General features: G+C 55.5%; 14 protein-coding genes. 5 read left to right on the forward strand and 9 right to left on the reverse strand.

Annotated features, from left to right (window positions below):
- Positions 1-182: 182 nt before the first annotated feature.
- Together ACQKLP_RS09950 and ACQKLP_RS09955 are read right to left on the reverse strand one after the other, a co-directional pair.
- Positions 183-1712 (reverse strand): trypsin-like peptidase domain-containing protein, encoded by a 1530-nt coding sequence (locus ACQKLP_RS09950; protein ID WP_427322463.1) that lies wholly within the window; start codon positions 1710-1712, stop codon positions 183-185.
- A 254-nt stretch (positions 1713-1966) separates the two neighbouring features.
- A complete protein-coding gene (locus ACQKLP_RS09955; RefSeq protein ID WP_427322465.1) occupies positions 1967-2980 on the reverse strand; it encodes an acyl-CoA reductase in 1014 nt (337 codons plus the stop codon).
- 91 nt (positions 2981-3071) lie between these two features.
- Between ACQKLP_RS09955 and ACQKLP_RS09960 the strand changes: the two genes are divergently transcribed.
- From ACQKLP_RS09960 to ACQKLP_RS09975, 4 genes are all read left to right on the forward strand, one after another.
- Positions 3072-3419: a 4Fe-4S dicluster domain-containing protein gene (locus ACQKLP_RS09960; protein ID WP_427322467.1), complete on the forward strand. Its 348-nt coding sequence runs from the start codon at positions 3072-3074 to the stop codon at positions 3417-3419.
- A gap of 95 nt (positions 3420-3514) precedes the next feature.
- Positions 3515-4513, forward strand: a complete 999-nt coding sequence (locus tag ACQKLP_RS09965; protein WP_427322469.1) for a D-alanine--D-alanine ligase — start codon at positions 3515-3517, stop codon at positions 4511-4513.
- Positions 4514-4534: 21 nt separating this feature from the next.
- Complete coding sequence (locus ACQKLP_RS09970; RefSeq protein ID WP_427322471.1) at positions 4535-5359, forward strand: PASTA domain-containing protein; 825 nt, start codon at positions 4535-4537, stop codon at positions 5357-5359.
- 22 nt (positions 5360-5381) lie between these two features.
- Positions 5382-5690, forward strand: a complete 309-nt coding sequence (locus tag ACQKLP_RS09975; RefSeq protein WP_341838906.1) for a rhodanese-like domain-containing protein — start codon at positions 5382-5384, stop codon at positions 5688-5690.
- Between the two features lie 67 nt (positions 5691-5757).
- On the opposite strand, the gene ACQKLP_RS09980 is transcribed toward ACQKLP_RS09975, so the two are convergent.
- From ACQKLP_RS09980 to ACQKLP_RS10010, 7 genes are all read right to left on the reverse strand, one after another.
- Positions 5758-6147 (reverse strand): RidA family protein, encoded by a 390-nt coding sequence (locus tag ACQKLP_RS09980; RefSeq protein ID WP_126246569.1) that lies wholly within the window; start codon positions 6145-6147, stop codon positions 5758-5760.
- 10 nt (positions 6148-6157) lie between these two features.
- Positions 6158-7351, reverse strand: a complete 1194-nt coding sequence (locus tag ACQKLP_RS09985; protein ID WP_427322474.1) for a hypothetical protein — start codon at positions 7349-7351, stop codon at positions 6158-6160.
- Between the two features lie 11 nt (positions 7352-7362).
- A complete protein-coding gene (locus ACQKLP_RS09990; protein ID WP_427322476.1) occupies positions 7363-8172 on the reverse strand; it encodes a type 1 glutamine amidotransferase in 810 nt (269 codons plus the stop codon).
- Positions 8173-8182: 10 nt separating this feature from the next.
- A complete protein-coding gene (locus tag ACQKLP_RS09995; RefSeq protein WP_427322478.1) occupies positions 8183-9286 on the reverse strand; it encodes a carboxylate-amine ligase in 1104 nt (367 codons plus the stop codon).
- Between the two features lie 37 nt (positions 9287-9323).
- Complete coding sequence (locus ACQKLP_RS10000; protein ID WP_427322480.1) at positions 9324-10274, reverse strand: ATP-grasp domain-containing protein; 951 nt, start codon at positions 10272-10274, stop codon at positions 9324-9326.
- A gap of 3 nt (positions 10275-10277) precedes the next feature.
- On the reverse strand, positions 10278-10988 hold the full coding sequence (locus ACQKLP_RS10005; protein ID WP_427322482.1) for an esterase family protein: 711 nt from the start codon (positions 10986-10988) through the stop codon (positions 10278-10280).
- Between the two features lie 99 nt (positions 10989-11087).
- The gene (locus ACQKLP_RS10010; RefSeq protein ID WP_427322484.1) at positions 11088-11543 is read right to left on the reverse strand and encodes a hypothetical protein; all 456 of its coding nucleotides are present in this window, start codon (positions 11541-11543) and stop codon (positions 11088-11090) included.
- Between the two features lie 91 nt (positions 11544-11634).
- Between ACQKLP_RS10010 and ACQKLP_RS10015 the strand changes: the two genes are divergently transcribed.
- Positions 11635-12399, forward strand: coding sequence for an alpha/beta hydrolase (locus tag ACQKLP_RS10015; RefSeq protein ID WP_427322486.1), 765 nt, complete (start codon positions 11635-11637; stop codon positions 12397-12399).
- Positions 12400-12717: the final 318 nt, after the last annotated feature.

A 12717-nucleotide genomic window follows, 5' to 3' on the forward strand; every position in this document is an offset into this window, starting at 1 on the left:
CGGAGGGCTTTTTTTATTGTATTACCTGACAGTCAGTGGGTAAAGAATATAATATTATAATACATTAAAAATTACTCATTCGTAACAAATTAGTAAACAAAATGTATGAAAAAGGCCTCCCGAAAACGGGAAGCCTTTAATCCTAACCTATAAAACCTATATGAAAACACGTAAAATATCTTCTAGAACGATGTCCCTCCGGAAAGGTCCAGGTCGTAATAATATATGTTGGAGTAACGGTCGCGGATATAAAATCCTTCCAGCCGTACTGATTTCTTGCCATCCAGCGCACGCTTCAGATCGTCCGTAGACTTGATCGCCGTGCTGCCTGCCTTCAGAATAACGAATTCAGGCTTCATATTCGTCTGTTTCTTGATAAGGCCGCTTCCGATATTTGTCACAACCAGTCCGCCGTCGATACCAAGTTTGGCGGCCGCGTCCCGGGTCAGCGGCGCTACGTCCGCCCCCAAATGATCGATCACGCTCAGTTTCACGATGTCGGTATTGCCTTCCAGGTTTTTGAGGACGGCATTGGCAGTCAATTCTTTATCATTCCGTTGATAGTTGACCGTCACCTTATCGCCGGGTTTGTAGCGGCTCAGTTGTTCCATCAGCTCGGGGATGGAGGCCGTAGAAACGCCGTTGATCTTGGTGATCACGTCTCCCGTCTTGATCCCTGCTGCGGCTGCGGCCCCGCCCTGCGGAACGCCCAGCACCTTGATGCCAGCCATATCGCGCGTCATGCCACGGGCTTTCAGCTCTTCGTCGGTCAACCGGTTCGGATCGTCGTATTCGATGCCCAGGTAGGCGCGTTGCACGTTCCCGAACTTCATGATATCGTTCACCACTTTCTTCACGAGGTTCACGGGGATGGCGTAGGAGTACCCTGCGTAAGCCCCGGTAGGCGAAGCGATGGCCGAGTTGATCCCGATCAGCTCGCCGGCCGTATTGATCAGCGCACCGCCGGAGTTGCCCTGGTTCACGGGCGCATCCGTCTGGATGAACGACTCGATGGCATTGCGGCTGTTGCGCCGGTTGATCCCGATGCTGCGGCTTTTCGCGCTCACGATGCCCGCCGTTACGGTGGTTTCGAGGTTGAGCGGATAGCCCACGGCCAGCACCCAGTGGCCCACCTGCACGTCGTCAGAATTGCCATAGAGCAGGTAGGGAAGGCCCGTCGCGCTTATTTTTATCACGGCCAGGTCGGTACTGGGGTCCGTTCCCACGACTTTGGCGGTAAATGTCTTGTTATTGCTCAGCGTCACGGAGATTTCGTCTGCATCGTCCACCACGTGATTATTGGTTACGATGTAACCGTCGTCCGAGATGAGCACGCCGGAACCGGAAGCCATTTGCGGTGGCGAATAGTACTGGCGGCTATTGTCTTCGAATTGTTCGCCGAAGAATTCTTCCAGCAGGCTGCGCCTTTTTTGCAGGTTGTTGCCCAGCTGCCGGGGATTGATCTTCGTTTTAATATGTACTACGCCAGGTGTCCCGATTCGCGCCGCCTGCGTAAAATCCGTCGGCGGCGTGAGGGCATTGCTGCCCGCGGAGCCCGGTCTGTAATCGACGTAATTGACCGGCACGGTATCCGATCCGTTTTGGTACAGTCCCATGCTTTTCGGCTGGAAATATTTGCTGTACACATATACACTGGCAATTGCAGTAGCCGCGCTGATGAGAACGGTCCCTGCGACATGCGAAAACTTCATACAGGTACTGGTTTTAAGGGTTAAAATGTTGGTATTTCGTACGGCTGTACCTCATCAATTTACATGCCCTGTTCTACAAATGTAACGGCAGATGACCGTTGAATGTTATAACACGGAAGTATTTAACAGTTTTTTAGGTCAAACGTTAAAACCCGCCGCCGGGAATGAAAACAGGCACTGCCATTGCTGGTACAGTGCCTGTCAAATTAACAATAAGATGTGACAATTTGTTAACCGCTCATGTAAGTGCGGGCTTACAATGCGGCGAAAAACGCAGCGGTATCAACCCCATCCGCATAATCGGTGAGGCGGGGTGCCTGGGCTTGTCCGAACGCGATGCGGTCTGCGGCTACAATGCACTGCAGGTCAGCGTTTTCGGCCAGCTGGGCTTCGAGTTCTTCGCGGTTGCGGTACATGCCGTAATGAAGCACGCTGAGCGGGGAGAAAACGGATTCGTTCTCGTGCAGCAACAGGTTGTCGTTCGTTTTGAACGGCGCGTTGTTGAGCAGCAGCAGCGCGAGGTTATAATCGTAATTGTTCTTGTATTTGTGATTGTCCATGAGCCAGTCGTATTTTTTGAATGCGATCATGAGCGGCTCGAAATCGTACCCTTCCGGTACGAGCACTTTGGTGACGTTGCGGCAACCCAGTCCGAAATAGAGGAGGGCATCGTCTGCCAGGGATTCGAGCTGGGCGGGCGTTTCATCGCCGGTGAGCACGGCTACGGACGTGCGGTTGCGGCGGATGATGTGGGGGTATCTGGAGAAATAGTATTCGAAATACCGGGCGGAATTGTTGCTGCCGGTGGCGATGTAGGCGTCACAGTCTTTGAGGACGTCCTGGATGGACGTAAGTTCACCGGCTTCGGGGGACCATTCCGCGATCTTCCCGATGAGGTGGGGAAGCAGCACGGCGTCTTTGGAAGACAGTTTCAGTTTGATGCGATGGCCGGAAAGGAAGCCCGTGAGCCAGTCGTGGAACCCTACGAGCGGGATGTTCCCCGCAGCCACGATACCCACCGTTTTGGGGGCTTTGGGTTCCCCGAAGCCCGGATATTGCGCCACCCAGGCTTCCAGCAGGGGGCGGCGGAGGAAATTGTCCGCGATCTGGGCAATGGCAAGGTCTATGAATTCCGGGATGAACCACCCGTTTTGCCGAAACGCTTTTTCCTTGACCAAACGGAGTTCCTCGCGCTCTTCGTCCGTCCCCTGTCCGTTCAGATAAGCACCGAGGCGCTCCAATAGGGTGATTTTATTTGTTACATTCATCTCCGGGAAAATAAATTGAGTATTTGATTTGAAGATATTTTATTTTTGGAGCAAAATTAATGGCTTACATCCTAAACAAAAAGTTTACAATATGGCAATTAAGATAACGGATGAATGTATCAACTGCGGAGCTTGTGAACCCGAATGCCCGAATAACGCTATTTACGAAGGCGGCGTGGAATGGGCGCTTGCTGACGGTACCACGGTAAAAGGAAGCTATACTTTGATGGACGGCTCCGAATTGGACGCCGACCAGCGGAATGCACCGATTTCGGTAGACACGTATTATATCGTTCCCAATAAATGCACCGAGTGCCAGGGCTTCCACGAAGAGCCCCAGTGCGCTGCCGTTTGCCCGGTAGATTGCTGCGTGCCCGACGAAATGTACCAGGAAACGGTAGACGAGCTCATGGCCAAGAAAGCCAAGCTGCACGTGTAGTTTCCCCGTCAAACCGATATATTTCATTGAAATAATCTTGAAAAAGGAAGGATCAGCGTACGTTGGGCCTTCCTTTTTTGTTATTTTGCCGAACTATGAAGAAAAACATCGCCCTCGTTGCGGGCGGCTATTCCGGGGAATATGTGATCTCCGTCCAGAGCGCCGCCGTGATCGAACGCAACATCGATCCCGCCTTTTACAACGTTTATAAAATCATCATCACCCGCGACGGGTGGACATATACCGCGCCCGACGGCACCATCGTGGAAGTGGACAAGAACGATTTTTCGCTCCATACCGCCGATGGCCATGTCCGGTTCGACGCCGTGTTTATCGGCATCCACGGAACGCCCGGTGAAGACGGCCGCCTCCAGGGCTACTTCGAAATGCTCGGCATCCCCTTCACCAGCTGCGGCATGGTCACTTCCGCGCTCACCTTCAATAAAAGCTATTGCAACAAGGTGGTGGCCGCGCTCGGCGTGGTGAAAGTGAGCAAGTCTTACCATATTTTCCGCGATCAGCCCTATTTCCCCGCCGCCATTCTCAGCTACCTGCGCCTGCCCGTGTTCGTGAAACCGGCAGAAGGGGGCAGCAGCATCGGCATGAGCAAGGTGAACCATGCGGAAGATCTGGACGAAGCCATCCAGAAAGCATTCAGGGAAGATAGCCAGGTGCTCATCGAAGAATTCATCAAAGGCACGGAAGTGACCTGCGGCGTATTCCGGAAGAACGGCCAGCTGCAGGTGCTCCCGCTCACGGAAATCCGCTCCAGTAAAGAGTTTTTCGACTACGAAGCGAAATATACGCCCGGGGTGACGAATGAAGTGACGCCGGCCGAAATCCCCGAAGAAGCCGCGGCCCACATCCGCCAGGTAGCGCAGGAGCTGTACAACCGCCTCAACTGCAAAGGCATCGCACGGGCGGATTTCATCCTCGAAGAAGGGACGAACGACGTGTATTTCCTGGAAGTGAATACCATGCCCGGCCAGAGCGAAAACAGCCTCGTGCCCCAGCAGGTACGCGCCGCAGGCATAACTTTGCGCGAGTTTTACGGCATACTTATTGAAGAGTGCCTTGCTGCTGTTAATAAATAAGCGTACTTTGCTAATATGAAAATGTTCGATAATATAACGAAGCGCTCGTTCTGGTTCAACCTGCTGGTTATCGGCGGCCTGATCATCGTACTGGGCGTGATTTTCTTCCTATCCCTCGGTTTCCTCACCCGCCACGGCGAAGAAGTGACCGTTCCCGACGTCAGGGGCAAAAGCATCGAAGATGCCACCAAGGCACTGGAGGCGCTCGGCTTCGACGTGGAGGTGCGCGACTCCATATATATCGATACCATGCGGGCGTTGCTCGTGTATGAGCAGACCCCGGAGCGGGGAGACGTCGTGAAAAGCCACCGCACCATTTACCTCACGGTGAATAAAGTGGTGCCGCCCATGGTGCCCATGCCCGATCTCGAAGGTTTGACCTACCGCAGCGCCGAAATGACGCTCCGCGCCCGCAGGCTCAATATCGGAGATACCATCTATCGCCCCGACTTCGCTACCAATACCGTTCTGGAGCAGCTCCTGCACGGCAAGCCCATCAAGCCGGGCACCGAAATCCCCGAGGGCAGCAACATCACCCTCGTGCTTTCCAGCGGTACCGGCAGTATGGAGAACCCTGTGCCTGAAACTGTGGGTATGACGTATATGGAAGCCCGCGAAGTGCTCGCCGCCAGCAACCTCATCATCGGCACTGTGCTTATAGATGGCGCCGTGACAGACACGCTCGGCGCATTCGTGTACCGGCAGTCGCCCGCGCGGCGCAATGGCCTGGGAGAGCTGAACCTCATCCGCGCCGGCGAAAGCGTGGACCTGTGGCTGTCTGCCACCAAACCCGTGACGGATTCAACGGCCGTACCGCCACCGGCACAGCCTGCATCCGAAGATTAATTAACTTTGTAAAAAACCAACAATGGAAAATATTACTGCAGAAGACCTGAAAAAACGTATCGACAGCGGCGAAAAGCTGAACCTGGTAGACGTGCGCGAACCGCATGAGAACGCCGAGTTCAACATCGGCGGCACCCTCGTTCCCCTCGGCGATATCCGCGCGATGCAGGTAGACGAGATCGAACCGCTGAAAGACGAAGAAGTGATCGTATATTGCCGCAGCGGCAACCGCAGCGGGCAGGCAGCCATGATCCTCGAAACCATGGGCTTCTCCAACGTAAAAAACCTGGTAGGTGGAATGCTGAAATGGCAGGAAACTTTCGGGGCCTAAGAGATTCCGGGCACACATGCCCCCGGCCGGATGCAGCGCGCATCCGGCTTTTTTATGCCCGGATGCGTCATTTCACGGGAACGATGGCCGTAGCCTCGATTTCGACGAGGAGGTCGGGGTGGATGAGGGCTTTCACCTCCACCATGGTCGTAACCGGCCGGATGCCGCCGAAAAACTCCCCGTGCGCACGGCCGATCTCTTCCCATTTCGATATATCGGTCACGAACATACGCGTGCGCACCACATCGTGCAGCGAAGCGCCTGCCTTCACGAGCGCAGCTTCGATCTTGGCCAGCGCGTGTTTGGCCTGTTCGTAAGGATCGCCCAGGCCAATGACTTTGTCCCCGTCCTGCGAAACCGTCCCAGAAACCTCCACCACATTACCGATCCGGACGGCACGGGAATAGCCTACTTTGGCCTCCCATGGAGCGCCGGAACTGATGTTGAGTCGTTGCATATCGTAGTTTTTAGTATTCGAAGAAAGCACTGCTTCCGCCCACCCAATCCTGCGCATCGTTGAAGCTCACACCGATCATTTTGCCCTTGCTCAGCCTGGCCAGGTTATGGGCGAGGATGGGAGCGGGCGCGTCTTCCGGCCAGCAATACATGAGCCTGATCTCGCATTTGGCCGGGCCGGTCGGCGTTTCCACCGCCGGTGCGTACGCCACTTTTTCCTGCAAAATCCAGTTGCCCGGGTCGGCGATCTTTTCCACGTCTTCGGGGGTGGGGTCGATGATGACGCCATGGCCGGCGAAGGAAAACAGGGGTTTCAGCACAAACTGGTCCAACTGTTGCGGCAACACGGGGATTTCGTCCAAAAACCAGGCCCGCGGGGCAAACGGGCCGCTGATGTGCGGCAACAGGTATTTACTGATGCGGTAATACCAGTTGGGATGAGGGGCCCATTCCACGTCGAAATCCTGCCGCAGATCGATGGGGTTGCCCAGCTGCGGACGCATCTTTTCGAGGTCTTCGAAAATGACACGGTTGTAGATCCGGCTGACGGGGCGCTTTTTTCCACCGCGCTCGAAATACAGCTCGCGGCCCGACTGTTTTAACTCGGAAACGCACACTACCGGGATGCCGAGCATCGCTTCCGTCACCGCGAAATCGATGAGGGTTTTCTGTTGCAGGGGCAGCACTTCCAGCAAGATCGTTTCCCCGGCCGGCCGGTTCCCGACGATGGTGCGGCGGAGCAGGTCGCGGTAGGAAGCGGGCGTGAGCCCTTTGCCCAGGTTCTCCAGTCCCGAAGGTACGTTCAGGTGCCGCCGGTATGCGGCAGCGAGTTGTTCCTGGAATCCGAACAGGCTCGGGAACCCCTGCAGCTCGATGAGTTTCGGGGCGAGGGAGCCATCGTCTGCCCGCGTTACGGCGAAATCGACGATGATGAATTGCGGCCGCGCGTTTTCGCCGGGCACGTTATATGCTTTCGGGATAGCCCCGGCCGTGAGGGTTTTGATATCCGGCCGCATGACCACTTTCAAAACGGCGTCCCCGGCTTCGAGGAGGCGTTCGGTCAGCAGATGCGGCACAAAAACCGGGGTTTCCGCGATGCGGAACGCAGGCTCCACGCCTGTTGAAGCCTTGAGGTCCGACAGCAGCGCCTGGTATTGGGCCGGTGAAAACGATTGGTTATAGGCGAGGCGGATATCGGGGATCATGATGATTCGTTTTAGGTATGCTGGTATTGCAGCGCCGCTTCGAGGAAGTTGGGCAGCAGGGTATCGTGCGTGCGCAGGATCTTGTCTGGCTGTTGCAGCAGTTCCAGCATGTTTTCGTATTTCTCTTCGCCATGGTCGCCCACAACGCGTTTGCGGCAGGCGGGCTGGCGGAGGTATTTGTGCATCCCTTCGGCATCGGCCTCGGGGTGGAATTGCGTCCCGATCATATACGGATTGAAGCGGATGGCCATGGTAGCCCTTTCCAGGGGAACATGCGGCCTTTCCTTTTCGATGGCGAGCACTTCTGCGCCCATGGCCGCAAGGTTGGCTTCGTTCGGCTGGATCACTTGCCAGTGGCGACTGTCAACGATAAAAAATGGATCTTCCAATCCGGCGAAGGTCGGTTCTTTTTCTCCGGAAGCGGTGAGATGGACGGGGAATACGCCGAAAGCCGGGCTCTTCCGCCGGCAAACCTCCCCCAACTGAAAATAACGGCAAACGATCTGGAACGAATGGCAAATAAGGAAAACGTACTTTTTGGGGCGCCCTTCTTTCCGGTTCCAGTCCATAACGGCGTTCAGCCAGCCGAAATAACTGGCTTCCCAGGTGCTGCCGGCGCTGTCGACCGGGCTTCCCGGCCCGCCGGAACTGATGTAAACGTCGTACCCCATATCGGGCACCTTGCCTTGCCCGCGGACATCGAACTCATTGAGTTGCAACGGTATCTGGCGTGCTTCGGCAAATTGCAGGAGCATTTCCCGGATACAGCGCATCCCCTCGTTGGGAACGCCTTCATACAGGTCTAAGACAGCTACTTTCATTACTGCAAAATTACGCCAGAAACCGGGATTGTATGTAATCGACTACGGCAATGAAGTCGTTACCGGATTCTTCGAAGACTTTCAGTTGTTTATCCGCACCTGTTCCCCCGGAAAGGATTTCCTCCGTTCCCTTCGTGATCACGTCGCGGGTGCCGAGGTCGTTCACCACATCGTCCACGAAATCAAGCAGTTCGTAAATCAGGGCGCGGGTATTTACTTCCATTTCCTTCCCGAAATCGATCAGGTTGCCATCCAGCCCGTACCGGGAAGCGCGCCATTTGTTTTCGTTGATGAGGGCGCGGTTGTAGAGGATGAAGTTGAGGTTCTGGGCGCGGAGCTTGTATATTTTGACGCAAACCGCCTGGAAAAGCGCGGCCAGGGTGATGGTTTCGCGGACGGTGAGCGGCACGTCGCAAATGCGGAATTCGACGGTGTTGAAGAAGGGATGCACGCGGAGGTCCCACCAGACTTTCTTCGCATTGTCGATGCAATTGGTCTTTACGAGCAGCTTGATGTAGTTGTCGTATTCTTCGATACTGGCGAAATAGTCGGGGATGCCGGTGCGGGGGAACTTATCGAACACCTTCGTTCTGAACGACTTAAACCCCGTATTCCGTCCTTCCCAAAACGGCGAGTTCGTGCTTAGCGCAAACACGTGGGGAAGGAAGTAGCGGACGCTGTTGGCGATGTGGATGGCCATTTCACGGTTCTCCATGCCTACGTGCACGTGCAGGCCGTAGATGAGGTTAGACCGGGCGGCGTCCTGCATTTCGTTGACCAGTTCGAAATAACGGGGATGGTCGGTAATGAGCTGTTTTTCCCATTTGGAAAAGGGATGGGTGCCGGAAGCGCCGATGCTGAAACCGAGGTTCCCGGCGATTTCGTGGATCGTTTTGCGCAGGAGCGAAACGTCGCTCCAGGCTTCGTCGATATTAGCGCAGATCTGCGTTCCTACTTCCACGACGGCCTGGTGCATTTCAGCTTTCACTTTGTCTTTGATGACCTTCTGCGCCTGTTCCACGATTTTTTGTTCATGGGAGCGCAGTTCCCGGGTTTCGGGGTCCATGACCATGTATTCTTCTTCTATTCCGAGCGTAAAAGCGGCAAAGTTCATGTGTGACGATTGGTTAACCGGAGGTGAAGTTCGTAAATTATTCGGGATTGCGCGCCGCGGCGCCGGTAACGAAAATGCCCCATCGGAGGTTCATCTCGTCTTCACGGGCCGCCATGGCCCTTTCCAGCGCGTATTGGGCCGAGTGCTCCAGGAACCATTCGAAGTTTTTCGGGCCTACCGATTGCGGGTCAGCGTCCGGTGCGGGATTGCAGAAATCGATGGCGTAAGGGACGCCGTCCTGCACGGCAAATTCCACGGTATTGAAATCATATCCCAGCATCCTGTTGAGCGAAATGGTGAATTCCTTGATAAGCGCCGCCAGCGCGGGAGATGGCCGGAAATTCGCGTTGTACCGCTCTGCGTGGGGCAAGCCCGGATGGTAGGGCATGATGTGGACGTGTTTGGCGCCGATGCAAAAGCAGCGGTAATATTCCTCCCATTTCACTTCCGCCTGCAGCATCATGGTTTCCTGCCCGGTTTGCTGATGGACGTCGAAAAATTCTTCGCGTGTCCTGATGTAGTGCACATCGCGCCAGCCGCCGCCGGCGTATGGTTTCATGTAAGCGGGGAACCCCACGTATTTGAAAATCCCTTCCCAGTCCAACGGGAACGCCAGGTTGCGGAAACTCCGCGCACTGGTATTGTCGGGCTGTACGAAAGCGGGGAGCAGCGCCGTGTTGGGCACGGGGATGTCTAAACTGAGCGCCAGGGCGTTGTTGAAGTATTTTTCATCGGCCGACCACCAGAACGGGTTGTTCAGCACGGCCGTTCCCCGGAGCGCGGCGTCTTTGAGCCAGGCGCGGTAAAAGGGGACGTCGTGCGAGATGCGGTCTACGACAACGGTATATTCCGCAACGCCGCCCTGGACGGCCTTGTCGATCATGACAGATTCGGCCAGCACGTCTGGTCCGCAGATACGGTTCACCCGGTCGATGAACGCCTGCGGGAAAGTGTTTTCCTGGCCGTAGAGGATCCCGATTTTCTTCATCCGTCAATGTTTTAACAGCGAGAGATAATGCGGCAGCATTTCTTTCCAGGCGGGCCAGTCGTGGTGCGAATTCGGTCGTACGTCGAGCCAGTGCTGGATATTCTTTTGTTGCAGGATGCCGGAGAACTGCTCGTTCTGCGCCCTGGAAATATCGTGTTCCGCCGCGCCCAGCACGATCCCCATTCGCCAGAGGTCCGGGTGGCTGTTGTCGGGCACGAAGTCCATGGGGTTATGATAGTAGATGTTATCGTCGTAATGCCCTTCCGCCCGCGAGCGGATGTCGAACAAACCGCTCAGCGAAAACAGGTACGCTACCGATTCCGGGTGCCGGAAGGCGAAGTTGGCCGCATGATATCCGCCGAAACTGCAACCGCCTACCGCAACGCGCTCGTGGCCGGTTTCCTGCCGGATGCGGGGCAGGAGCTCGTCCATAAGCAGCCCGTCGTACAATGCGTGGTTGCGCGCCCGCTCGGAAGGGTGGATGTGCCGGTTGAACCAGCTCGACGCGTCGATGCTGTCCGGACAATAAATCCGTACCCGTCCATTTTGGACGAACCAGGCTACGGACTCGATCAGCCCGCGGTCCTTGTTTTCGTAATACCGCCCCATGGAAGTGGGGAAGAGGATCAGCGGGTAGCCTGCATGGCCGAAAACGAGCATTTCAAATTCGCGGCCCAATGAAGGGGATTGCCATTTGTAATAGTTTTCTGTCAATGCTTCGGGTTTTACGGATAAACGTTTTCCAGGTAAAGGAATGGTAAATGTTGGCATGCGCCGTTCGGTTTTTCACAGGTTAAAGGATTGAGGTCCAGCTTACTTTCCGGCGGCTTCCAGCAGCGAGCCGTACGCTTTCCAGCCGGGATCGGGCCGGATGCTCACGGAATGCGGATAGGCGCCGTAGTTATCTTTATAGAAAATATTCATGACCGAACGCAGGTCCAGCGTATCGGAAACGTAATAGTAATCGGTGCGTTTGCAGCCTTCCGTTTTGAAACCCGCTTCCACGTTGGTGGTGAGCAGTTGCATCTGGCGAGACGCGGATTCGGCGATGGATGCGTGGGTCTCTTCCTGTTCGGCGGTTTGCCCGGTGCCCTTGCAGCCCGGGAGGGTCAGTTCCGTCACCACCAGAAAGGGGTACGCGCCATCGGGCGCCTGGCCTTTGATGAGGGTGTTGGGAACGGACCTGTCGGTGCCCGGTACGGCCTGTTGCGCCCAAACTGCCTGCGAGATCAGCATCGCCAGTGGCAACAGGAATGGTTTGAATGGCATTTTTCCTCTTTTCACAACTGTAAAATAACATTTCTGCGGCGCATTTCTGGCGTCAATTTGTTAAATTACTGAAGAACCCAACCCACCTGCTATGCATCCCAGAAAAGAATCCTTCGGCCAGTACTCGATTTTCCTCCAGCGGGAAGTGACATTCGATTGTTATTTGCCCGCGTCCCCGCGCGAAACGCCCCGCCTGTTGCTGGTGAACGATGGCCAGGAGCTGGACGCGATGGGTTTCGCTGCCATGCTGGAACATTTGCAAAACCACAGCCATCCTTCGTTGTGGGTGGCCGCTATCCATGCCGGCCCGCAGCGCAACCAGGAATATGGGACGGAAAAACATGTGGGGGCGAGGGGAGAAGGATGCAAAGCCTCGCTGTATGCGCGATTCGTGCTGCGGGAGCTGCTCCCGTTCCTCCGGGACCGCTACCACCAGGCTTTTCCGGATATCACTTTCGCGGGGTTCTCACTGGGCGGACTTTCCGCGCTCGACATCGTCTGGAACCACCCCGACCAGTTCCGGAAAGCCGGCGTTTTCTCGGGGTCGCTCTGGTGGCGTTCTTCGGCCGACGGCGGCCCGCGCATCATGCACCGCCAGGTGGAAGAAGGAATATTCAAGCCGGAACTGAAATTCTTTTTCGAAGCCGGCACGGAAGATGAACTGGCAGACCGCAACGCCAATGGTGTTATCGACGCGGTAGACGATACGGAAGACCTCGTGCGCATCCTCGAAACCAAAGGCTATGAAAAAGGCCGGCATATACAATACGAGCTGGTGCCCGGCGGCCGCCACAATACCGAAACCTGGGCCGGGGTGATGCCCGATTTCCTCGAATGGGTCGTTAAAACCGGTTGAGCCCCTTCAGCCGATGATAAAATAGGAAACCGCCAGATTTCCGATCGGGCCGTAATGCCCGGTTGAGCCCCTTCCACCGGAAACAAAAAAAAGAAAGCCGCCCACCCTACGCGGAACGGCTATCTCGTCAGCCATTGTCCTCTGTAATTCGATAGAAAAGTCGTCCCGGAGCAAAAGTCTTTAACCTGGAAGCGTTCGTTCTGCATCGTACGCCCGGCACCGGGAAGCCCGTTCTGTTAATACTAACGCAGCAGGATAGGGGCCAGATGTAATTTTTGTGTTAATGGCTGAAATTTTCCTTCAATAAAAAAAGCCGCC

The organism is Chitinophaga sp. NPDC101104, from assembly GCF_050277495.1.
Lineage (GTDB): Bacteria > Bacteroidota > Bacteroidia > Chitinophagales > Chitinophagaceae > Chitinophaga.

Excerpts from the sequence above, each read along its gene's own strand:
- ACQKLP_RS09950 (WP_427322463.1), bottom strand. The coding sequence starts at position 1,712 with ATGAAGTTTTCGCATGTCGCAGGGACCGTTCTCATCAGCGCGGCTACT.
- ACQKLP_RS09955 (WP_427322465.1), bottom strand. The coding sequence starts at position 2,980 with ATGAATGTAACAAATAAAATCACCCTATTGGAGCGCCTCGGTGCTTAT.
- ACQKLP_RS09960 (WP_427322467.1), top strand. The coding sequence starts at position 3,072 with ATGGCAATTAAGATAACGGATGAATGTATCAACTGCGGAGCTTGTGAA.
- ACQKLP_RS09965 (WP_427322469.1), top strand. The coding sequence starts at position 3,515 with ATGAAGAAAAACATCGCCCTCGTTGCGGGCGGCTATTCCGGGGAATAT.
- ACQKLP_RS09970 (WP_427322471.1), top strand. The coding sequence starts at position 4,535 with ATGTTCGATAATATAACGAAGCGCTCGTTCTGGTTCAACCTGCTGGTT.
- ACQKLP_RS09975 (WP_341838906.1), top strand. The coding sequence starts at position 5,382 with ATGGAAAATATTACTGCAGAAGACCTGAAAAAACGTATCGACAGCGGC.
- ACQKLP_RS09980 (WP_126246569.1), bottom strand. The coding sequence starts at position 6,147 with ATGCAACGACTCAACATCAGTTCCGGCGCTCCATGGGAGGCCAAAGTA.
- ACQKLP_RS09985 (WP_427322474.1), bottom strand. The coding sequence starts at position 7,351 with ATGATCCCCGATATCCGCCTCGCCTATAACCAATCGTTTTCACCGGCC.
- ACQKLP_RS09990 (WP_427322476.1), bottom strand. The coding sequence starts at position 8,172 with ATGAAAGTAGCTGTCTTAGACCTGTATGAAGGCGTTCCCAACGAGGGG.
- ACQKLP_RS09995 (WP_427322478.1), bottom strand. The coding sequence starts at position 9,286 with ATGAACTTTGCCGCTTTTACGCTCGGAATAGAAGAAGAATACATGGTC.
- ACQKLP_RS10000 (WP_427322480.1), bottom strand. The coding sequence starts at position 10,274 with ATGAAGAAAATCGGGATCCTCTACGGCCAGGAAAACACTTTCCCGCAG.
- ACQKLP_RS10010 (WP_427322484.1), bottom strand. The coding sequence starts at position 11,543 with ATGCCATTCAAACCATTCCTGTTGCCACTGGCGATGCTGATCTCGCAG.
- ACQKLP_RS10015 (WP_427322486.1), top strand. The coding sequence starts at position 11,635 with ATGCATCCCAGAAAAGAATCCTTCGGCCAGTACTCGATTTTCCTCCAG.